The organism is Pseudomonas sp. Irchel s3h9 (genome assembly GCF_900187475.1).
GTDB classification, from domain to species: Bacteria; Pseudomonadota; Gammaproteobacteria; order Pseudomonadales; family Pseudomonadaceae; genus Aquipseudomonas; species Aquipseudomonas neuropathica.
This window is the reverse complement of sequence record NZ_FYDH01000002.1, coordinates 201876-224988: the sequence shown is the minus strand read 5'-3', so window position 1 is coordinate 224988 and position 23113 is coordinate 201876. Positions and strand designations below refer to the sequence as shown.

Below are 23113 nucleotides of genomic sequence, written 5' to 3'. Positions count from 1 at the left end.
CTGCGATGAGCGCCGATCTGATTTTATTCAATGGCCAGTTTCATACCGTAGACCGCACCAAACCGCTGGCCAGTGCCGTGGCCATCACCGACGGCCGCTTCGTCGTCGTCGGCAACGACAACCAGGCCATGGCCCTGCGCGGGCCGAACACGCAAGTGGTCGATATGCACGGCCGCTGCGTTATTCCGGGTCTCAACGACTCGCACTTGCACCTGATTCGTGGCGGTTTGAACTACAACCTCGAACTGCGCTGGGAAGGCGTGCCGTCGCTGGCCGACGCGCTGCGCATGCTCAAGGATCAGGCCGACCGCACGCCGACCCCGCAATGGGTACGCGTGGTCGGGGGCTGGAACGAATTCCAGTTCGCCGAAAAACGCATGCCGACCCTCGAAGAAATCAACCAGGCTGCACCGGACACACCAGTGTTCATCCTGCACCTGTATGACCGCGCGCTGCTCAACCGCGCCGCGCTGCGCGTCGCCGGCTACACCCGCGACACGCCGAACCCGCCGGGTGGCGAGATCGTCCGCGACAGCAACGGCAACCCGACCGGCATGCTGGTCGCGCGGCCGAACGCGATGATTCTCTACTCGACGCTGGCCAAAGGGCCGAAGCTGCCACTGGAATATCAGGTCAACTCGACCCGCCAGTTCATGCGCGAACTCAATCGCCTCGGCCTGACCAGCGCGATCGACGCCGGCGGTGGTTTCCAGAACTACCCGGACGATTATCAGGTGATCGAGCAACTGGCCAAAGACGACCAGTTGACCGTGCGCATCGCCTACAACCTGTTCACCCAGAAGCCGAAAGAAGAGCTGAGCGATTTCCAGAACTGGACCGGCAGCGTCAAGTTGCATCAGGGCGACGACTTCCTGCGTCACAACGGCGCCGGCGAAATGCTGGTGTTTTCGGCGGCGGACTTCGAAGACTTCCTCGAACCGCGCCCGGATCTGCCGCAAACCATGGAAGAAGAGCTGGAGCCAGTGGTGCGCCACTTGGTCGAGCAACGCTGGCCGTTCCGTTTGCACGCGACTTACAACGAATCCATCAGCCGTATGCTCGACGTGTTCGAGAAGGTCAATCGCGACATCCCGTTCAATGGTCTGCCATGGTTCTTCGACCACGCCGAAACCATCACCCCGCAGAACATCGAGCGGGTAAAAGCGCTGGGCGGCGGCATTGCGATTCAGGATCGCATGGCGTTTCAGGGTGAGTACTTCGTTGATCGTTACGGCAAACAAGCCGCCGAGGCGACGCCACCGATCAAACGCATGCTCGCCGAAGGCGTACCGGTCGGCGCCGGCACTGATGCCACGCGCGTTTCCAGTTACAACCCGTGGACCTCGCTGTACTGGATGGTCAGCGGTCGCACGGTTGGTGGCCTGGCCTTGTACGAAGAAGGTTTGCCGCGCGCCACCGCGCTGGAACTGTTCACCCACGGCAGCGCCTGGTTCTCCTCGGAACAGGGCAAGAAAGGCCAGATCAAGGTCGGGCAACTGGCGGATCTGGCGGCGCTGAGCGCGGACTTCTTCCATGTCGAGGAAGAAGCGATCAAGTGGATCGAATCGGTTATGACCGTGGTCGGCGGCAAGATTGTTTACGCGGCCGGCGACTTTGAAGACCTCGGCCCGCGCTCGATTCCAGTGCTGCCGGACTGGTCGCCGGTAGTGAAAGTCCCGGGCCACTGGCGGCCGAATTCGCCGTTGCAGGCGCAGGTGCACCAGTGCAGCGGGCCGTGTGCGGTGCACACCCACAGCCATGAAAAGGCGCGGATGTCGAACGCACCGGTCAGCGACTTCGCCGGTTTCTGGGGCGCGTTCGGCTGTTCCTGCTTCGCTTTCTGATTTCCCCTGAAGCGCCGGCCATCCGGTCGGCGCTTCACGCTTCATCCATCCGTCCATCAGGAGTTTTCCCATGAGCGTTCCTTACACACGTCTGAACAAAGATGATGCGGTTGTATTGCTGGTCGATCACCAGACCGGTCTGATCTCGCTGGTCCAGGATTTCACTCCGAACGAATTCAAGAACAACGTGCTGGCGCTGGGCGACATCGCCAAGTTCTTCAAGCTGCCGACCATCCTCACCACCAGTTTTGACGCAGGTCCCAATGGTCCGATCGTGCCTGAATTGCGCGAGCAGTTTCCGGATGCGCCGTTCATTCAGCGCCCGGGGCAGATCAATGCGTGGGACAACGAAGATTTCGTCAAAGCGATCAAGGCAACCGGTCGCAAGCAACTGATCATCGCCGGTGTGGTGACTGACGTTTGCGTGGCGTTCCCGACCTTGTCGGCGATTGCTGAAGGCTACGAAGTGTTTGTGGTGACCGACTCGTCCGGCACTTTCAACACCACCGTGCAACAAGCGGCGTGGGCGCGGATGTCGGCAGCGGGTGCACACCTGTTGAACTGGTTCTCGGTGGCGTGCGAGCTGCAGGGTGACTGGCGCAACGATATGGAAGGTCTGGCCCATCTGCTGTCGGAGCGTCTGCCTAACTATCGCAACCTGATCAATAGCTATACCAAGTTCACTGCCAAGTAATCGGCTGATCCTGAAAAGCCCCTCACCCTAGCCCTCTCCCGGAGGGAGAGGGGACTGACCGAGGGGTTCTTTCGAGGTACGCCGACGTGCGATACCGAGCCGAACTCGGGTTCTGAATTGCATGCGGTCTGCTCCCTTTCCCTTTGATGTCTTGGGTAGAGGGGACTGACCGAGGTGTTTTTCTAGATACGCCGACCTGAAACTTCGAGCCGAACTTCAGTTTTGAACCGCATGAAGATCGGCTCCCTTTCCCCTCGCCCCCTTGGGGGAGAGGGTTGGGGTGAGGGGGTAGGCTTTTGATCTTAAAATCCCCGCATCAGCGCTTTTGAAGCCACCCCAAAAACCCGCCTTTCCTCACCGCCACCGGTTTAGCCATCAACGCGAGGCGACTGTTCTGCTGACGCACCGCCTGCAATTTATTCAACGCCCGACCCACCTCCGTGCGCTGTTCCATGCACTCACGAGTGAGATTCTTGTCGAGCCGATAAATGATGCTCGAGGTCAGCGCCGTGAACGTCGCTTGCGACGGCGTATCCGCCAGAATGCTCTGTTCACCCATGACCTCGCTCGGCCCCATCCGCCCGGCCTCAACCTTGCTGTCGCCGTCCGCCACGGTCGCACTGACCACCCCGGTGGCAATCACGAACAGACTCTCCGGCACCTCGTCCAGATCCAGCACCACCTGGCCCGCCGCGTACTGCTGCGCAACCATCGATTCGGCGAGGCGATCACGTTCCTCACTGCTCAGCGAGCGGAAGATTTTCACTTCATCGAGCAACGCACGAGCCCGGGTCGAGGGTTCGATCACGCCGTCCGGATGCCGCGAAATTCCCGCCGCTTCCAGATGCCGGTGGGCAAGGTCGAACAATTGATTGCGCACTTCGCTTTTCTTGCCGAGCTCGGCGATGAACCCGCTGGCCACGTATTCCGACATGGTTTCGCCGGCCTCTTTCAGCACGGCTTTCGGCGCTGGCGTCAGCAACAGCGAACTGCTGCCCTGCAAGGTGCGATCAAGCGCATCCAGTACCCGGCGCGGGCGGATGTGATTCGGCACTTTGATGCTGATCGACACGCCGTGCATGTTATTCGGGCGACTGAGGTTGACGATCTTCGCCTTGGCCGCCACCGAGTTCGGCACCACCGCCATGGTCCCGGCGCTGGTCAGCAGGTGCGTGGCGCGCCAGTCGATGTCGAAGACTTTGCCTTCGACGCCGTCGATCACCACGAAATCATCCACCTGATACGGCTTGGTGGTGTTGAGCACGATCCCGGAAAACACATCGGCCAAGGTGCTTTGCAGCGCCAGACCGACAACGATGGCGACCACGCCGGAGGTTGCCAGCAAGCCTTTTACCGGCAGCTCCAGCACATAACCGGCCGCGGCAACGGTGGCGACCAGAAAGACCAATGCGCCAATCACGTCTTGCAGCAAACGGCCGCTGTGGCCGATGCGGCGCATCAGCGCCAGGCCGATCACTTCGGTCAGCACCCGCGCAGCGTACAGCCACCAGAGAATCCCCAACGCCGTCGCACCCAGTTGCGCCACGCGGTCATCGGTGAATTGTGGTGCTTGCAACGGACTGACGCCGGCGTTGATCACCAGCGCCGTGAACGCCAGGAACAGCACCAGGCGCACACCGACTCTCGGGGCGCGATGGGTGAAGGGCGAGAAGTGCCAGAGCACCGCGTCGAGCAGCAGCAAAGCGGCGCTGAAGGACAGCAGGTGGGTGTAAAAAAATGTCATGACCTTGGCTCCGCAGTGTCTGCCAATAAAAAGATCGCAGCCTGCGGCAGCTCCTACAGAAAATTGCATTCCAAAGTAGGAGCTGCCGCAGGCTGCGATCTTTTGCTGTTAAGGGTTCAGATGAGTCTTCAGCTCAGCCGCCGCCTGACGCACCGCCGCCTTCACCTCAGGAATCTGACTCAGCGGATTGAGCAAACCAAAGTCATGAATCATCCCGTTGTAACGCACCGAGGTCACCGCCACGCCGGCCGCATCGAGGTGCCGCGCATAACCTTCACCTTCGTCACGCAGCACGTCGAATTCGGCGGTCTGCACCAGTGCGGCGGGCAGGCCCTTGAGCTGTTCGGTGCTGGCGTTGAGCGGCGAGGCGTGGATCTGCGCACGCTCGGCCGGGTTGGTGGTGTAGTTGTCCCAGAACCACTGCATCATGCCTTTGGTAAGGAAATGGCCCTCAGCGAATTGCTGGTACGAACCGTCGTCGAACTGCGCGTTGGTCACCGGCCACATCAGCAGCTGGAAGCGCAGCGCCGGGGCTTTTTGTTCCTTGGCCATCAACGCCACAACCGCCGCCATGTTGCCGCCGACGCTGTTGCCCGCTACTGCCAGGCGCTTGCCGTCGACACCGATCTCCTTGCCGTGCTCAGCCACCCATTTGGTTGCGGCGTAAGCCTGGTTGATTGCGGTCGGGTACTGCGCTTCCGGCGACGGCGTGTAATCGACGTACACCGCAACCGCGCCGGAACCCACCACCAAGTCGCGAATCAGGCGTTGGTGCGTCGGGAAATCACCGAGCACCCAGCCGCCACCGTGGAAGAACATGAACACCGGCAATTCACCTTTGACCTTGGCCGGCCGCACGACTTTCAGGTTGATCGTCTGGCCGTCGACCTTGATCGCCTTGTCGCTGACTTCAACACCGGACAAGTCCACCTTCACCGAAGCCTGCGCGCCGGTCAGTACCGCACGAGCGTCTTTCGGGCTCAGTTGCTCAAGGGGTTTGCCACCGCCGGCGGCGAGGGCGTTGAGGAAGGCTTGGGTGTTGTGTTCGACACCGCTGCTTTCGGCGGCGAAGGCATTGCCGATGGACAGGGCGAGGAGGGACGCGGTGAGGGTTTTCTTGACGATGTTCATGGTGGAAATCCTTTTGAATGTTTTTGAATTTTTATGCCTGGGTTGCGGGCTGCTGTGGCGCTGGGCTTCAGGCCTCAGCAACACCGTGAGCACAGATTAATGAGCTGCCGAAAAGTGAAAAAGCGGCTATAAAGCGTTTAACTGTCCACCAGAGAGTGACAATGAACCCATTCGAAGACATGCGTATTTTTTGCCAGGTCATGGACTCCGGCAGCTTCACCTCAGCGGCCGATCAATTAGGCCTGTCCAAGCAGTTCGTCAGCCGACGCTTGATGCAACTGGAGGAGCGTCTTGGCGTGCGGTTGTTGAATCGCTCCACCCGGCGTCTGGACGTGACGCCGCTGGGGCAGAGTTACTACGAATCGGCATTGCGCCTGCTCGGCGAAGTCGAACAGGTGGAGCAGGGCATCGCCGGGCAAACCGCCGAGCCACGCGGGACGATTCGCTTGAGTGCGCCGCTGTCGTTTGCGGTGGCGCATCTGGGCTGTCTGTTGCCTCTGTTCTTGCAGCGCTATCGGGAGGTCACGGTCGAGGTGGACTTGAGTGACCGCCCGGTGGATTTGCTCGGTGAGGGCTACGATCTGGCGCTGCGCATTGGCGTGCTGGAAGACTCGACCCTGATTGCCCGGCGCATCGCGTCGATCGAGCGGGTGTACTGCGCCAGTCCGGCGTACCTCGCCGAGCGCGGCACGCCGCTCAAGCCTGAAGACCTGCACAGCCATGACTGCCTGCCTTATGGCCATGGGCGTTCGGTGCAATGGCGCTTCAATGCCGGGCAGGGCAAGCCGTTGTTGGTGAATGTCACCGGGCGCATGCGCGTTAACAACGGCGAGTTGCTCAGGGATGCCGCAGTGCAGGGGATGGGCATTACCTATTTGCCGACGTTCATTGTCGGCGCGGCGTTGAAAGACGGCCGGTTGGTGCCGGTGCTGGATGATTTGCGCCCGGAACCGCTGACACTTTCAGCCGTTTACCCACAGCATCGCCAGGCCTCAAGGCCGGTTCAGGCGCTGGTCGAGTTCTTGCGCGAACGCCTGAACGAGAGCCACGTCGCCCTCTGAGCCTTACAGTAGATTTTCAATCCCTGCAAAACCCTTGTGGGAGCGAGCCTGCTCGCGAAAGCGGTGTGTCAGTCAAAACAATATTGGCTGACCCCCAGCCTTCGCGAGCAGGCTCGCTCCCACAGTTGATGGTGGTTGTCTGCTGATTGTTTGCACACCAAAAAACCCTGTGGGAGCTGGCTTGCCAGCGATGGCGGTGTGTCAGGCAATACAGCGTTGCCTGATCGGGCCTCATCGCTGGCAAGCCAGCTCCCACAAGGGTTGCGGTGTTTCAGGATGGATCAGTTGGCGCGCTTGTCATCGCCCGGCTCGCCGCCGACATGTACGCCACGATCATCCCCCGGTTCGCCAGCTGCATGCAGGCCCCGGTCGTCACCGACTTCACCCGCGCGATGGACGCCATGGTCGTCGCCGACTTCGCCTGCCCGGTGCACGCCGCGGTCATCGCCTGGTTCGGCGTGGGTGCCGTTGCGTCCTGAGGAGGCGGAGTTGCCGGCGTGTCCGGAGCCCTGGCCGCCGCCGCTGTGACCACTGCCGCCGTCACCGTGGCCACTTCCGCCATTGCCACTGCCGCCGTGTCCACCACCATTGCCGCCACCGCCACCGCCACCGCCACCGCCACCGCCACCGCCACCGCCACCGCCACCGCCACCGCCACCGCCACTTCCGCCGCCTCCACCACTACCACCATGCCCGCCGCCATTTCCTCCACCGTTACCGCCGCCCCCTCCGCCATGTCCACCGCCGCCACTCCCTCCACCACCACTGCCACCTTCCTTGGCCTGAACACTGGAAATGCCGGAAAGGCTATCTGGAATCAGCACGATGGACGCCGACAGAACTGCGCCGATGGCCATTGCGAGCACGAGCTTTTTAATGTGCATATCGTTCTCCGTCTTTGTGGTTTTGTTTGGGAACGTAAAAGTGCGTTGTTGCAGGGGGCGGACCCGTTCCCGGAGTCAGTGAATACTCGAAGCCAGTTCGAAAATCGGGATGTACATCAGGATCACGATGACCCCGATCAGCAGGCCGATAAACGTCATCAGCAGCGGCTCGAACAACTTCACGAACCACTCCAGCCAGCGGCTGATTTCCTCGTCGTAGAAGTCGGCACTGCGCTCCATCATCTGCCCGAGGTTGCCGGACTGTTCGCCGGCGCGCAGCAGGCGCAGGGACACCGGGGTCACCAGGTGATTGAGTTCCAGCGCGGTCGACAATGATTGCCCCTCGCGCACGCGCTCGCAGGCCTGATCGAGCCGCACCCGCGAAGCCACGGTGAGCAAGCCGCGCACCATGCTCATGGCGGTCACCAGCGGAATCCCGCCTTGCAACAGAATCCCCAGCGAACGATAAAACCGTGCCAGTTCATACATGAAAATCCGTTGATGCACGGCCGGCAGTTTCTCCACCAGTCGATCCAGACCACGGCGAAACGCCGGTTGCTTTTGCAGCACGGCGAGGGCGATGACAATCGCTGCCAACCCAGCGAAGAATTCAGCCTGATGCGCATGCAAAAACATGCCACTGCTCATCAACACCTGCGACAGCCAAGGCAGGTTATTCCCCAGCCCTTCAAACACCAGGCTGAAGCGCGGCACCACATAACCCATCAGGAACAGCACCACGCCACCGCCGACTACCAGCAACAGCATCGGGTAGATCGAGGCGCTGATGATCTTCTGCCGCACCTCGTCCATGCGCTGGCGATAACTGACGTAGCGCCCCAGCGCATCGCCGACCGCGCCGGTCTTCTCGCTGGACTGTACCAACGCCACGTACAGCGGCGGGAACACCGCCGACAACTGGCCCAACGCCTGCGAGAAGGATTTACCCTCGTAGAGCAGGCGCACCAGCTCACTCAAGGTTTTCCGGGCCGCGGGGGCGGTTTCTTTTTCGGCGAGGCTTTCCAGCGCGTCGATCAGCGGCAGACCGGCATTGAGCAGCGTGGTCAGTTCCTGGCTGAACAACACCAGGTTGAAGGTCTCGCGCTGGCGCAGTTTCAGCGAGCGCCAATGCTTGTCGGCATGCGAGCTGAGCACCCGCAAACCCTGGTCCTCGGCAATCCGCCGCGCCTCGCTGTCACCCTGCGCTTCGACGCTCAAGGACACCACGCCCGTCTTGCCGACCGCTTTTAAATGAAATCGCATGGGCCGCGCTCCGCTTACTGCCAGTTGGTCACTTCAGCGTTCTCACCTTCGCCACCGGGCTGGCCGTCCTTGCCCATGGACAGCAGGTCGTACTCACTGTTTTCGCCGGGATAGCGGTAGGCGTAATTACGTCCCCACGGATCCTGCGGCAGCTTTTTCTGCAAGTACGGCCCGGTCCATTTCGCCTCGTCACTCGGTGCGGTGACCAAGGCTTGCAAGCCCTGTTCGGTGGACGGGTAGTGACCGACTTCCAGTCGATAGATATCCAGCGCTTTGCTCAGTCCTTCGATCTGTGCCTTGGCCACCTTCACTTCGGAGCGACCGAGTTGGGCGAAGTATTTCGGCGCGACGATCCCGGCCAACAGGCCGAGCACCACCAGCACCACGAGCAATTCGAGCAGGGTAAAACCGCGTTGGCCACGCGGACGAAATTGCAGCTTCATGATGACCTCCCGTGAGTGGCAGCCGTGTCGCCTGAAGGGCTTATGCAATTGCCATGCTCAGGCCCCACTGATAACCCGCTTGTACGCTGAAACCCTTGAAATACGGGCCTCTCAAGAGTCGGCACAGTGCTTGCGTATGGCTCAAACGTGATCGGCCATTGGGGCATTTCCCCCAATTTATCGGGGTCGATCCGGGGAGGCCCGACATGAAATTCCTTGCCAGCGGACTGCTCGGTTGTGTGCTGCTCAGCGGCGCCGCGCAGGCCGATGTGTTCATCTCGGTAGACGCCAAGGGCAGCTATGTACTGTCCAACGTTCACCGGCCCGGACGCACCTACGAACGGGTGATCCACGAGGCTGAATTGCCTGTGGCCAGCCTCGATCAACAGCCACAAATGATCGCCAATCAGCCCTACGCAGAACTGGTTTCGGCAGCCGCCAAAGTCAACCAGTTACCCGAAGCGCTGCTGCACGCAGTGATCAACGCCGAATCCCGTTACAACCCCGGCGCCACCTCGCCCAAAGGCGCCGGCGGGCTGATGCAGTTGATGCCCGACACCGCGCGCGAGCTGGGTGTGACCGATGTCTACGACCCCAAGGCCAACATCCAGGGTGGGGCCAAATACCTCAAGCGCCTGATGACCCTGTTCGACAACGACATTGCCCTCGCCGTAGCGGCTTACAACGCCGGGCCCGACGCGGTGCTCAGCCGTGGCCGGGTGATTCCGCCGTTCGCCGAAACCCAGCGTTACGTACCGAACGTGTTGCGTCAGTACCGGCGTCTGCAGGGTCTGGCGATGGATGCGCCGTTGTAATCCCCAATCGGTTTTCCCCACTTTCGGGGCAAACCATGGAGGCCCGAAAAGTGGGGAAAACGGGTGGGGAATATTCCCCGGATGCTCAAGTGGTCGCGGTAACTGATTGAACATTAATGCAATTTTTTGTGGCACGCGGATTGCTCCGAGGCATTTGTCGAGAAGTGTTCCCACGAGCACCCACTACGAGGTTCCTGATCATGGCTGGCTTTCCTCACGCTCCGTCCCTGATTAACTGGCTGCTGATTCTGGCCTCGATGCTCAGCGTCGAACTGGCCGGCGCGGCCGTGCGTTGCGAGCGCAACCTGGTGGCCAACGTCGTCGCCTTCGATCAACCGCTGATGTTCAACCGCCTCGGTGCACAGAACATCAACGGCATGATGTTCGCCCTGCGCCGCGATGTGGTCGATGAACATGAGCAGTCGCTGGCTTACGGTGGCGCCGCAGTGCCGGGCAAAGTCTCGTTGCGCCCGGACAAGCGTCCACGGCCGCTGGTTCTGCGCGTGGCTGCCGGCGATTGCCTGACGATCAATCTGCAGAACCTGCTCGACTATCAGGCCAACCCGAACAAGCACTTTGAGAACGAGGGCGAAGAAGAGGGCGCGGAAAACGCCAACGGCGCCGAAGACTTCAAAGTCGATGAGCAGGTGGCGGATCGTCACGTCGGCTTCCAGGTCAACGGCCTGCAAGCGGTGAACAGCATCGATGACATTTCTTCGTTCACCGGGCGTAACGCCAACACCCTGGTGCCACCCGGCGCGAGCCGTTCCTATACCTTGTTCGCCGAACGTGAAGGCGCGTTTGCCGTGAGCAGCCGTGGCGCAACGTTTGGCGGCGAGGGCGCGGCCGGCAACGTCGCCAATGGCTTGTTCGGCCAGGTCGTCGTCCTGCCCAAGGGTGGCCGCAGCTATCGCAATACCCTCACCGAAGAAGAAATGCGCCTGGCCACTACGGGCCGCGCACCCACCGGTCAACCGATCGTCGACTACCAGGCGCGCTACCCGCAGCGCGAACCGTGGTTGCGCGAAGGCAAGGCCGGAACGCCGATCATCAACATGGTCGACGGCAGTGAAATCATCTCCAGCGAAAGCGACGCGATTGTCATGGGCAGCAACGCCGACGGCAGTTTTCCGTCCAGCACCTACCCGCTGGAGTCGGTGGGAAAACGCAACCCGGCAATCCCCAACCGCCTCGAAGCGTTCCGCGATTTTGCCTCGCAATTCCAGGATGAAACCGCTGCCACTCAAGCGTTCCCGGCGTACTGGGCTGATCCAGTGATGGCCCATGTGCTGGAGCCGACCCGCGACTCGTTCATGATCAACTATGGCTCCGGCGGCATGGGCGCCGAAGTGGTCGCCAACCGCTTGGGTGTGGGGCCGATGCACGATTGCCTGTCGTGCGCCTATGAAGAATTCTTCCTCAGCTCGCACACCGTCGGCGATGTGGCGATGCTGGTGGATGTGCCGGCCAACACCGGGCTTGAGAACATCGCCCCCGGCCAGATACCGCGCGCCGATCAGATCGGCGTGAAAGCCACCATGGCCCTGTATCCGTCGGAGCCGTCGAACGTCAACCACAGCTACATCGGCGACTTCGTCAAATTCCGCAATACCCACAATGGCCATGAGCAGCACATCTTCCACCTGCACGGCCATCAGTGGCTGTTCAACCCCAACGACGACAATTCCGATTACGTCGACGCCCAGGGCATCGGCCCGGGCGCCGGTTACACCTATGAAATCGCCAACGGTGGTTCGGGCAACCGCAACCGCGTGGCCGGCGATGCGATCTATCACTGCCATTTCTACCCGCACTTCGCCCAGGGCATGTGGGCCATGTGGCGGGTGCACGATGTCTTCGAAGAAGGCACTCGACTCGATGTTTCGCAGCAGGGCGCCGACGGTTACCACAGCGAACCGTTTGCCTTGCGCAGTGGCAAACCGGCGGCGGGGGCACGGGCATTGCCCGATGGTGAAATAGTCGCCGGTACGCCGATTCCGGCCATCGTGCCGCTGCCCGGCAAAGCCATGGCGCCGATGCCCGGCAAAGTGGTGGTGGTGCCGAAAATCGGTGAAACCCTGGTTGCCGGCAATGATGACGACGAGGATGAAGAAGAGGGCGATGACGACGGCGAGCACCATGGCGGCAACGCCGGCGGTCAAGCCATTGGCTCGCTGGCGCTGGTCGATCGCAGCGAAGCCAACCGCAATGCCGACGGCAGCCTGAAAAACCCTGGCTATCCGTTCTGGATCGGCGGCATGGAAAGTTCGGTCGGCCAACGGCCACCAACTCCGCCACTGGACATGCTCGACGCCGCCACCGCGCAATCGCTCAAGGCCAGCGGCAAAGCGCTGTGGGCCAACCTTGACCCGGCGCAATCCGGTGGCTGGGATGGCGGCTTGCAACGGCATGCACTGGATGGCGTCTCGGCGGGTGGCGAAGCGCACACCGTGACCACCTCGCTGGATTTCTCCAAGGAAGTCACCCGCGCCAAACCGATTTACCTGCCGGAAGAAGGCACCGAAGTCGAACAAGCCGCGATGGCTTTCCACGCGAAAAAAGACCATCCAAGCTACGCCTTGCTGCCCGGCAATCAAGTGGTCGCCAAGGCGTTCCGCACCAACGGTGCCTTGCCGATGGCGGGTGCGCCGTACTACGAACCGTGCATGGATGACCGGCAAAAACGCCTGACCGCCAGCGCCGGTAGCGGTGAATTCGCCAGCGGTGAACGCATCGACGGCATGTCCTTCGTCGGCGCCTCGAGCTTCACCGCCGACCGCCCACGGATTTACAAAGCCGCGAACATCCAGTTCGACGCGGTGTACAACAAGGTCGGCTATCACTTCCCGCAAGCGCGCATTCTCGCGCTGTGGGAAGACGCTTGGCCGGTGATCACCAAGCAACGTCCACCAGAGCCGCTGGTGATGCGCATGAACACTTTCGATTGCGTGCAATACCAGCAAACCAACCTGGTGCCGGCCACCTATGAGATGGACGACTATCAGGTGCGCACGCCTACCGATGTGATCGGCCAGCACATCCACTTGCCGAAATGGGATTTGACCTCGGCGGACGGCTCGTCCAACGGCTGGAACTACGAGGACGGCGTGCTCTCGCCCGGCGCCGTGCAGGAACGCATCCACGCGATCCGCGAGTTTAACCAGTGCGCTGGTACCGACCCGCGCGACGGCACTCAGGCCTGCCCGAAAGCCAAGAACCATCCGTTCTTTGGCCAATACGGCCGCGCCGATTGGCTCGGTGCGCGCACGGCGATGCAGCGCTGGTTCGTCGATCCGGTGGTCAACGCCAAAGGCGTCGATCGCGGCCTCGGCACCATCTTCACCCATGACCACTTAGGCCCATCGACGCACCAACAGATCGGTCTGTACGCAACCGTTCTTGCAGAGCCGGCCGGCTCCACCTGGTTCCACGCCGAAACCGGCGAGCCTCTCTATAGCGGCGCGCGTCAGGACGGTGGACCGACGTCGTGGCAAGCGGTGATCAATACCGGCGACCTCGATGGCGACGGTAAGAACGACAGCTTCCGCGAGTTTTTCCTTGAATACAGCGACTTCCAGCACGCCTATGAAGCTGGCGTTTACGTCGGTGCTGGCCCTAACGGTGTGCCCAACGCGCAGGCGTTCCCGGCCACTGCCGACAGCTTCCGTTACGCGATCAACCCGCCAGTGCGCAACAACGCCAGCAACTTGCTCGAAGGGGTGCTGGAAGTGCAGGGCGGTCAGGTGCCGGGCTGCCCGAGCCGGCCATGTCCGCAGGCGATCTCGGTGGATGATCCAGGCATGTTCGTCGTCAACTATCGCAACGAACCGTTGGCCCTGCGCGTGTACGACCCGAACAAGGTCGGCCCGGACGGCAAGCGCGGCATGCAGGCCGACGGCCTCGGCGGTGATCTGTCGTTCGCCATGCAAAGCCGCACCGACCGCGCCATACCGGCGATGAACCTGGCGCCGAATCTGCTCACCTCGGCGACCGGCCCAACCGGCGGCACCACGCTGTTCCCGCCGCACATCAACAAGGGCGGCGCCGAACCGGGCGATCCGTTCACGCCGATGCTGCGTACTTACACCGGCGATAACGTGCGGCTGCGGGTGCATGCCGGCGGCCATGAAGAAGAGCACAACGTCACCCTGCACGGTGTGAAATGGCTGCAGAGCGGTTCCGGTTTCGGCAACAGCTCCAACTCCGGCTGGCGTGCGTCGCAGATGATCGGTATCTCCGAGCAGATGGGCTTCATTGCGCCGGTGTCGATGCTGTCCAGTTCGGCGGCGACCACGGGCGATTATCTGTACTCGATGGACGCTTCGATCGAAGGCTACTGGAGCGGTATCTGGGGCGTGATGCGCAACTACACCGCCAAACGCGCCGACCTGTTCGCCATCCCGAACAACCCGAGCCCGGCGGGCATGCGCAACACTGTGGCGTTCGAGGGCAGTTGCCCGCGCTATGGCGCCAACCCTAACGGCATTGGCACCCGGCCAACCGTGCAGCGCAACTATGAAGTGGTCGCGGCGCTGGCCAACGACATCCTCGGCAATACGCTGGGCCTGACCATCGGCGATCCCGAAGGGCTTGGCCAGCATGTCGGCGGGTCGCTCAATCCAGCGGGCGGTACCCTGGTGCTGAACTCGCGCACGGTGAGCATTCCGCAGGTCACGGTGACCGATCCCGAGGATGGCGAAACCATCACCATCGGCGGGCAGAGTGGTCCGTTGCATGATCCGACCGCGATTCTGTATGTGCGCAAATCCGATCTCGATCCGGTGAGTGGCAAGCTCAAACCCGGTATTCCAGTCGAACCGCTGGTACTGCGTGCGGCGGCAGGGGATTGCATCAACATCACTCTGGAAAACCGCCTGCCGAGCGTCATGCCTGACCTGACCCAGACGGCTGTGATGCAGGGCATGGTCAAGCGTGATCGCAACAGCGGTCTGGGTTCGACCACCTTCAGCAACAACCTGATGCGGCCGTCCAGCCACGTCGGCCTGCACGCGCAGTTGCTGGCGTATGACATCACCAAATCCGACGGCGCCAACGTCGGCGCCAACCCGATCCAGACCGTGCCACCGCGTGTCGGCAGCAGCGGCGCGTACCCGACTCGTACTTATCAGTACTACGCCGGGCACCTGGAGCGTGAAGGCAAACCGGTGACTCAACTGGGGCGCAGCGTCGACAACATCAACGCCACGGCGGTGGAGTTCGGCGGCTTGAACATCACCCCGGCGGACGTGATCAAGCAGCCGCAAAAAGGCCTTGGCGGGGCGATGAGCATCCTGCCGATCGGCGCGACGTGGGTCGACGATGCGCGCAAGGTCAACGCCACGGTCACCGCGCCTGGACAAACCAGCTACCGCGACTTTGCGATGGTCTGGCACAAGGCGTTGAACACCCGTTGGGCCAATGGTCGGCCGGTGGAAGGGATTGCCGCTGAAGGCTTCGGCGTGCCGACCGATCCGCAGGACAACTCGAGCATGGCGATCAACTACAAGACCGAACCGCTGTGGTATCGCTTCGGCCTCGCCCCGGATGCACCGTTTGGTCATGCCGATGGCGCGGGTTACGGCGATATGGTCAACGCGCACATGGCTTACAGCAATGCGTTGGTAGGTGGCGATCCGCAGACGCCGGTGCTCTACGCCAAACCGGGGCAGCCGTTGCGTACGCACATCCTGATGCCGAGCGGTGGCAGTCGTGGCACCACGTTCCAGCTTGACGGGCATGTCTGGTCGGTCAATCCGTTCCAGGCCGAGAAGAGCGATGTCGGTGGTTATCCAATGGGCTCGCCGGGCGTCGGCTCGGTGCGCTTCGGCTACAACCCGATGTCGATGTACATCGGCGCCCACGAAAGCATCCTGCCGGCCGCGCACTTCAGCTTCATGATCCCGAGTGCTGGTGGCAGTAATGCGATCCCGGGGGATTACCTGTTCCGCGACTACGCCGCCTACGGCAATACCTCCGGGTTATGGGGACTGCTGCGGGTGACCAACGAACCGGAACCGGCGCCGCAGGGGCAGTAGAAATGGGTGCAACGACAATATCCCTGTGGATGCAAATCCTTGTGGGAGCTGGGGTGCCAGTGAGTTTGACGGGCTGGATAAAAAACCTGTGGGAGCTGGCTTGCCAGCGATGACGGCGGCGCAGGCGCAATTGATGTGACAGGAAGGACGCCATCGCTGGCAAGCCAGCTCCCACAAAGGGCCAGGTGTGGCAATGAGATTGCGGCATGAATGCAAAACCTGTGGGAGCTGGCTTGCCAGCGATGACGGCGGCGCAGGCGCAATTGATGTGACAGGAAGGACGCCATCGCTGGCAAGCCAGCTCCCACAAAGGGCCAGGTGTGGCAATGAGATTGCGGCATGAATGCAAAACCTGTGGGAGCTGGCTTGCCAGCGATGACGGCGGCGCAGGCGCAATTGATGTGACAGGAAGGACGCCATCGCTGGCAAGCCAGCTCCCACAAAGGGCCAGGTGTGGCCATGAGATTGCGGCATGAATGCAAAACCTGTGGGAGCTGGCTCTCCAGCGATGACGGCGGCGCAGGCGCAATTGATGTGACAGGAAGGACGCCATCGCTGGCAAGCCAGCTCCCACAAAGGGCCAGGGGTGCCAGTGAGATTGACGGGATGGATACAAAACCTGTGGGAGCTGGCTTGCCAGCGATGACGGCGGCACAGGCGCCATTGATGTGACAGGACGGACGCCATCGCTGGCAAGCCAGCTCCCACAGGGTCTGCGGTGGGCAGTGAGGTTGCGGGATGAATGCAAATCCCATGTAGGAGTGAGTCTGCTCGCGATTGGGGCAACTCGGTTTCGGATGGTGAGGCAGATGACGTCATCGCGAGCAGGCTCACTCCTACAGGGATGGGTTTGCAAATGAGGGGAGGGTGGTATGAACAGGATCATCAACATCATCGGTATTTGCACCCTGGTTACGGCCGGGGCGTTGTTGACGCTGAGTGAGATTGCGCTGGCGCAAACCGCTGGCGAGCAGACGCTGAACCGCGACGGTGTGGCGGTGGATTTCAATCTCAAGCCGCTGGCCGCCGACGGCAAACTGCGCGAAGGCGAATTCGCCGATGTGCAGTTCCGCGTCACTGACAGCGCCTCCGGCCAGCCGCTGTCCGGAGTGGCACCGGGTGCCTGGGTCGATCCGCAAGCCCTTGCCGCCGATCAGGCTCAGGGCCGCGATCAGAGCTGCAAAGCCCGGGTCGGGGTGTTCCTCAAATCCAACATCGGCGCGCGGCCGTTGCTCGACCTCAACAGCTATTTCCTGCTGGTGATGAACCGCGACGCCAGCATCGCCGTGGTCGATCCGTCGGTCTCGGTCGGCGGCATCACCAGCACCCTCGCGCGGATCGAACTCAAGCAGCCGCCGATGGATTGGGTCACCCCCAAAGACAACAAACGCGTGTTCGTCTCGATGCCAACGGCGGGCGAAGTGGCCGTCATCGACAGCGAACAATTCAAGGTTCTCGATTCGATCAGAGCCGGCAGCCAACCGGTGCGCGTCGCGCTACAACCAGACCAACGACTGCTGTGGGTCGGCAACAACGCCAGCAAAGCCGAAGACTCCGGCGTGACAGTGATCGACAGCCAAAGCCTCAAACCCCTCAAACATTTGCAGACAGGACGCGGCCACCACGAAATCAGCTTCAGCAAGGACAGCCGCTACGCCTTCGTCAGTAACCGTGACGACGGCACCGTCAGCGTGATCGACATCGCCAGCCTGAACATCGTCCAGCAGATCAAAACCGGCTCCCATCCGTTATCCGTCGCTTACTCGCCATTGTCCGGCGCGGTCTACGTAGCTGACGGCAAGGACGGTACCGTGAGTGTGATCGACGCTAGTACTCACGCCATCCGCCGGGTGATCAAACTGCAACAAGGCCTCGGCCCGATGGGCTTCAGCGCCGACGGCCGCTTCGGGGTAGTGCTCAACACCGTGGAAAACCGCGCCAGCATCATCGACGCCGCCACCAACACCGCCATCCATGATCTGGACGTCAGCGCCGAACCCTACCAAGTGGTGTTCACCCAGGCCTACGCCTACATCCGCGGACTCGCTTCACCGAAAGTCACCATGATCAACCTGTCCTCCCTCGGCGAAGGTCGCCAGCCGATCAGCCAGGGTTTCGAGGCTGGCCCGCAAGCGCCGCGCCTGGCCGGGGATTTGCCGCTGGCCTCCAGCCTGGCGGTGTCGCGCGATGACAACGCGGTGTTCGTGGTCAACCCGGTCGACAACACCACCTACTTCTACGCCGAAGGCATGAACGCGCCGATGTCCGGTTACCCCAACCGTGGCCAGATTGCCCGCGCCGCCATGGTCATCGATCGCAGCCTGCGCGAAGTCTCGCCGGGGCTGTACAGCGCGCGGGTGAAGCTGCCGGCGGCGGGGCGCTTTGACGTGGCGTTTCTGCTCAACCAGCCAAACATCATTCACTGCTTTACCGCGCAAATTGATCCTGACGGCAAACAGCCAAAACACCTCGGCCAGCCGAAAGTCGAGTTCCTCCTCGACAAGACGGCCGTGGCACTCAACGACCCCTACGTCGTGCGCTTCCGCATCGTTCAAGGCAAAGACAAAGCCCAGCGCAGCGGCGTCAAAGACGTGCAACTGCGCTACTACCTCGCGCCCACCTCGCATCCCCGCGAAGTGGCGGCGCTGGAAGTCGCCGACGGCGTATACGAGGCGCCAATCACCCTCGACCGCAGCGGCGCCTGGTATCTGCATGTGCGCGCGGCGTCGCTGGGTGCCGGTTTCGATGACAAGACCTTTGCCAGTGTTCGGGTAGCCCCCGGCCAGGCCCGTTGAAGAGGAGTTTCGACATGAACCGATTTGCATCCACTGGCCTGCTGACCCTGTGCCTGTTGAGCCTTGGCATTCAACAAGTCCACGCTCATTCGGCCGACGAACACGCCGGACACAAAGCCCCGGCCAGCAGCACTCAGGAACACGCCCAAGTGAAATTCGCCAACGTGCCGCTGCTCGATCAGAACGGTAAAACAGTGCGCCTCGAACAAGACTTGGTGCAGGGCAAAATCGTCGTCATGAGCTTTATCTACACCAGTTGCACCACGGTGTGCCCGGTGGTCTCGTCGATCATGGGCAAGGTGCAGAAACAACTCGGTGCGCGGGTCGGCGAGGAAGTGCAACTGGTTTCGATCAGCATCGACCCACAGCGCGACGACCCGAAACGCCTGCAGGATTACGCCCGTACCTTCCAGCGCGGGCCGGGCTGGAGCTGGCTGACCGGCTCGCCGCAGTCGATCAATGAAACCCTCAAGGGCCTCGGCAGTTTCAGCGGCGACCTGAAGAGTCATCAGCCGCTGATCCTTGTCGGCGACGGCGATAGCCGCCACTGGATGCGCTACTACGGCTTCACTGATCCGGCGCTGCTGGCCAAGGAGGTGGAAAAACTCAGCGGTCTGCGCACACACGCCAAACACACCGCCATCGCCATGGAGCAACAGCCATGAGAGCGCTCGACTGGATCTCCCTGACCGTGTGTTTCTGGATTCTTGGTAACGTCGCGTTCGCCCACGAAGGCCACGTCTCCGAGCCGCCAGCCGCTGTGGCTGCCGCGCCGGCCAAAGGCACCCACGACGCAAAAACCTGGTTCACCGACACGCCGTTGCAGGATCAGAACGGCGAAACCCTGCGCTTCTACAGCGATGCGCTGCAAAACCGCATAGTGCTGCTCAACGTGATTTTCACCAGTTGCAACGATGCCTGTCCGCTGATCACCCAAAAGCTCAAAGAAGTCCGCGAGCTGCTCGGTGACAAGGCGCAGGACATCACCTTCATTTCCCTTACCAGTGACCCGCTGCGCGACACGCCGGCGGTGCTCAAGGCTTACACCTTGAAGCAGGGTTCCGATGACCCTCATTGGCTTTTTCTTACTGGCGACAAAGCGCAGATGGACCTGGTATTGAGCCGCATCGGCCAGATCGTGCCGACGCCCGAGCAGCATTCCACGCAGTTGATCGTCGGCGATGTCGCCAATAAACGCTGGAGCAAGATCCGTCCCGACGCCCCGGCCGCCGCCATTGCCCAGCGCTTGCAGTTGCTGACAATGCCCGTGGCTGGCCGCTGAGTTCGCGCCATGAACCTGAGCGGTGTACTCGCCCTGATCCTGCTCGCTGGCGTCAGCCTTGGCGCGAGCGCTGCGCCGCTGACTGCGGAGGAAGCGGCAGGCAAGCGCCTGTACCGCCAAGGCCTGTCAGCTAGCGGCGAAGCGATCATGGCGCGGGTTGGCGCAGCGGATATGTTGCTGCCGGCAACGAGTCTGCCGTGCGCCAATTGCCACGGCGCCGATGGCCTCGGGCGACCCGAAGGCGGGGTGCGTCCGCCGCCGCTGAACTGGGCGCGGCTGACCAGCACGTATGGCCAGCAACAGGTCAACGGGCGCAGCTATCCGGCCTACAGCGAAAGCACTCTGGCCATTGCCATCGAGCAGGGCCGCGACCCCGGCCACAATCGTCTCGACCCGAGCATGCCGCGCTTTGTGCTGTCGATGAAGGATCAGCGCAACCTTACCGCCTATCTCAAACGCCTCGCCGATGAGCGTGACCCCGGCCTCGATGCCGAGACCTTGCACCTGGGCACCTTGCTGCCTAGCCAAGGCCCGTTGGCCGAGGAGGGCGCGACAGTGGCAGCGGTGCTCAATGGTAGCGTCGCGCGGATCAACCAGGCCGGTGGCATTCATGGTCGGCAGTTGCGGTTGACAGTGATCGACCCCGGCCCGGATCGCGCCAGTGCCGAACAAGCCCTGCGACAGTTGATCGAGCAGGAACAGGTGTTCGCCCTGATCGCGCCGCTGGCACCGGCCCTCGACAGTGAACTGGGGCCGCGCCTGGAACAGGCCGGCGTGCCGCTGATCGGCGCCTTGTCGTTGCTTGGGGCGGTGCAGGCCAGTCCGCAGATTTTCGAGCCGCTGCCGGGCTTGCGCGAGCAACTGATCGCGCTGGCCGATTACGCCACGGCAAGCCTGCGTGTGCTGCAAGGGCCGACGCTGATTGCCTATCCCGATGACCCTGCACAAACGCTGGCCGCGCAAAACCTCGGCCAGTATTTGCAGGATCACGGCTGGCAAAAAGTCCAACTGCAAGCCTACGACCCGACGGCGGATGCGCTGCCGCTGGGTTCGCGATCGGTGTTCTATCTGGGCACTGGCGGCGGCTTCAGTCGTCTGGCGACACGGCTGCAAAGCGCCGGGCAAGTGCCGTATCTGTTCGCCGCTTCAAGCCAGGTGGCCGGCGATCTGCTGCAAGTCCCCGACGGCTTTACTCGGCGGGTGTTTCTTGCCTATCCGTTCGTGCCCAGCGACTGGACCCAGACCGGGCGCATGGCCCTGACGCTGCTGCGCGAAGGCCAGGGCCTCGGCGCCGAGCATGCGGTGCTGCAAGTCGGCGCCTACGCCTCGATGTTGCTGCTCAGCGAAGGCATGAAACAGGCCGGCCGCGACGCCAGCCGCGAAAAACTGGTGACGGCGCTGGAAGGTCTGCACGACTTCGACACCGGCCTGACTCCGCGCCTCAGCTTTGGCCCCGGCCGACGCCTGGGCTTGAGCGGCGCCCATGTGGTCACCGTGGATTTGCCCGATCAGCGCTTTTATCTGGTCGCACCCTATAAACCGATTGTTGCCAGCCCCTGAATGGAGGGCCCGATCATGAAGCTCACAACGCTGATAATGCTGCTGACCTGCTGGCTGCCGCTGGCGTGGGCCAATAACGAGCCGGCCGTGGCGCGAGTCAACGGCGAGGAGATTTCCGGGTTTCGCTTTGAGCGCTTCTTCGCCGAATACCTGGAAGATCAGGGTCGCGCCGTGGCGAGCATTCGTAATCCCAAAGCCTATAAACAGCTGCGCCAGGCAGCACTGCAAGCGCTGATCGACAAAGAGCTGCTGTGGCAGGAAGCGCAAAAGCGCGGGCTGCAGATCGACGATCAAGTGGTGCTTCAGCAAGTCGAGCAGACCCGCAGTGCTATCGGCGGCACGGATAAATTCGTCCTACGCTTGCAGGACGCCGGTTTCGATGAGGCGTCCTTCACCGAATACACCCGCCGCGAACTGGCGGCGCAGCAGATGTTCGCCGAGCTGATCCGCGCCAATACCTTGCAACCCCGTCAGTTGCTGATCCGCGTGCCCGCGCAAGCGGATGCAGCCACAGTGGCCGCAGCGCGTCTACGCTTGATGCAGATGCGCGCGCCGATTGCCGGGGCCGCGACGTTTACCAGCCAACCGGTGCGCTCACCGTTCGGCTGGCATGTGATTTATTTGCCGAACCACTTGGAGACCGCCGATGTCCCAGATTTGCAGGGGCTGGATACAGTCAGGGCACAGCTCGCCCGACAGCAACAGACCCAGGCTCGTCGCCAAGTGCTCGCGCAATTACGGGTGCAGAACAGGATCGAACGAATTGACGACGACTGAAGGTTCCCCCCCAATAGTGGGGAATGGCTTCGATGCCCATTCAGGTGCTTCCCCGTTTCTGGGGAACGGGGTACCGGGACGAGCGGGCATTGTCATTAAATTCAAGGACATGAAGACGTAAAATTACCGGTACTCAGCCTGGCATGAAGTGTGCGTTACCGATGGTAAGGCGCACTCTCAGGGCGGGGGCATCGGACCTGCTGTTTCAAGGAGTCGACCTTGGTTAACAAAGTACTGGTTGTCGAAGACGAACAGCTGCTTGCACAGAACCTTCAGGATTATCTGTCGGCGCAGGGGCTGGACGTCCGGATTGCACATGACGGAGCGACGGCGATCGGCCTGGCCGAAACCTTTGCCCCCGACGTGCTGGTGTTCGATTACCGCTTGCCCGATATGGAAGGCTTTGAGGTGCTCGACACGGTCCGCCAGAACAGGACGTGCCATTTTGTGCTGATAACGGGTCACCCGACCGCTGAAGTCTGTGAGCGGGCGCGGCAACTGGGGGTCAGCCACATCCTGTTCAAACCGTTTCCTTTGGCGGAACTGGCCCGAGCTGTCTGCGACCTTCTGGGCTTCAAGCGCGAAGCGAAACCCGGTGCAAACCCTTCCGAGGGTTTCGTCGAACGACGCCAGAGCAGGACCGAGAGCTTCCCGTTGCAGTTGTACGATGGCAGTTGGGTGTTGGCGGATCGGCGACGGCAGTCGCGACCCATGGCGCCGGACGACGATCAAATGCTCACCGGGGAGTAATGGCGCGAACAGACGTTCCGGCACTTGCCGCCAAG

At 62.0% G+C, this 23113-nt stretch carries 16 protein-coding genes; 11 read left to right on the top strand and 5 right to left on the bottom strand.

What is annotated here, in order from left to right; genetic code table 11:
* The first annotated feature begins 5 nt into the window (after positions 1-5).
* Positions 6-1844, top strand: coding sequence for an amidohydrolase (locus CKW26_RS03900; RefSeq protein ID WP_095047589.1), 1839 nt, complete (start codon positions 6-8; stop codon positions 1842-1844).
* Between the two features lie 70 nt (positions 1845-1914).
* On the top strand, positions 1915-2538 hold the full coding sequence (gene ycaC, locus CKW26_RS03895) for an isochorismate family cysteine hydrolase YcaC (protein WP_007913541.1): 624 nt from the start codon (positions 1915-1917) through the stop codon (positions 2536-2538).
* A gap of 316 nt (positions 2539-2854) precedes the next feature.
* Here the strand turns inward: ycaC and CKW26_RS03890 are convergent, their stop codons facing one another.
* Positions 2855-4282 carry a mechanosensitive ion channel family protein gene (locus CKW26_RS03890; protein WP_095047588.1) on the bottom strand — a complete coding sequence of 476 codons (1428 nt, stop codon included), beginning with the start codon at positions 4280-4282 and terminating at the stop codon, positions 2855-2857.
* A gap of 108 nt (positions 4283-4390) precedes the next feature.
* Positions 4391-5413 carry an alpha/beta hydrolase gene (locus CKW26_RS03885; RefSeq protein ID WP_095047587.1) on the bottom strand — a complete coding sequence of 341 codons (1023 nt, stop codon included), beginning with the start codon at positions 5411-5413 and terminating at the stop codon, positions 4391-4393.
* A gap of 161 nt (positions 5414-5574) precedes the next feature.
* On the opposite strand from CKW26_RS03885, the gene CKW26_RS03880 reads away from it, so the two are divergent.
* The gene (locus CKW26_RS03880) at positions 5575-6474 is read left to right on the top strand and encodes a LysR family transcriptional regulator (protein WP_093439300.1); all 900 of its coding nucleotides are present in this window, start codon (positions 5575-5577) and stop codon (positions 6472-6474) included.
* Between the two features lie 281 nt (positions 6475-6755).
* Here CKW26_RS03880 and CKW26_RS03875 read toward each other — a convergent pair whose 3' ends face one another.
* The 3 genes from CKW26_RS03875 to gspG form a co-directional block, all read right to left on the bottom strand.
* Positions 6756-7358, bottom strand: coding sequence for a hypothetical protein (locus CKW26_RS03875; protein ID WP_095047586.1), 603 nt, complete (start codon positions 7356-7358; stop codon positions 6756-6758).
* A 75-nt stretch (positions 7359-7433) separates the two neighbouring features.
* Positions 7434-8621 (bottom strand): type II secretion system F family protein, encoded by a 1188-nt coding sequence (locus CKW26_RS03870; protein ID WP_095047585.1) that lies wholly within the window; start codon positions 8619-8621, stop codon positions 7434-7436.
* Positions 8622-8635: 14 nt separating this feature from the next.
* Positions 8636-9064: a type II secretion system major pseudopilin GspG gene (gene gspG, locus CKW26_RS03865; RefSeq protein WP_007913548.1), complete on the bottom strand. Its 429-nt coding sequence runs from the start codon at positions 9062-9064 to the stop codon at positions 8636-8638.
* Positions 9065-9270: 206 nt separating this feature from the next.
* Here gspG and CKW26_RS03860 point away from each other — a divergent pair, with 206 nt between their 5' ends.
* The 8 genes from CKW26_RS03860 (at position 9271) to CKW26_RS03825 (ending at position 23078) form a co-directional block, all read left to right on the top strand.
* A complete protein-coding gene (locus tag CKW26_RS03860) occupies positions 9271-9879 on the top strand; it encodes a lytic transglycosylase domain-containing protein (RefSeq protein ID WP_095047584.1) in 609 nt (202 codons plus the stop codon).
* A 200-nt stretch (positions 9880-10079) separates the two neighbouring features.
* Positions 10080-15914: a manganese-oxidizing multicopper oxidase MnxG gene (gene mnxG, locus CKW26_RS03855; RefSeq protein ID WP_095047583.1), complete on the top strand. Its 5835-nt coding sequence runs from the start codon at positions 10080-10082 to the stop codon at positions 15912-15914.
* A gap of 872 nt (positions 15915-16786) precedes the next feature.
* Complete coding sequence (locus tag CKW26_RS03850; protein ID WP_095047582.1) at positions 16787-18709, top strand: YncE family protein; 1923 nt, start codon at positions 16787-16789, stop codon at positions 18707-18709.
* 14 nt (positions 18710-18723) lie between these two features.
* Entirely contained in the window at positions 18724-19374 is a 651-nt protein-coding gene (locus tag CKW26_RS03845) for an SCO family protein (protein WP_095047581.1), read from the top strand.
* Positions 19371-19991, top strand: a complete 621-nt coding sequence (locus tag CKW26_RS03840; protein ID WP_095047580.1) for an SCO family protein — start codon at positions 19371-19373, stop codon at positions 19989-19991. The genes CKW26_RS03845 and CKW26_RS03840 overlap by 4 nt, the downstream gene beginning before the upstream one ends.
* A 9-nt stretch (positions 19992-20000) precedes the next feature.
* Entirely contained in the window at positions 20001-21551 is a 1551-nt protein-coding gene (locus CKW26_RS03835) for an ABC transporter substrate-binding protein (RefSeq protein ID WP_095047579.1), read from the top strand.
* Between the two features lie 15 nt (positions 21552-21566).
* Positions 21567-22328, top strand: a complete 762-nt coding sequence (locus CKW26_RS03830) for a SurA N-terminal domain-containing protein (RefSeq protein WP_095047578.1) — start codon at positions 21567-21569, stop codon at positions 22326-22328.
* A gap of 219 nt (positions 22329-22547) precedes the next feature.
* Positions 22548-23078 carry a response regulator gene (locus CKW26_RS03825; RefSeq protein ID WP_095047577.1) on the top strand — a complete coding sequence of 177 codons (531 nt, stop codon included), beginning with the start codon at positions 22548-22550 and terminating at the stop codon, positions 23076-23078.
* The last annotated feature ends 35 nt before the right edge of the window (positions 23079-23113 follow it).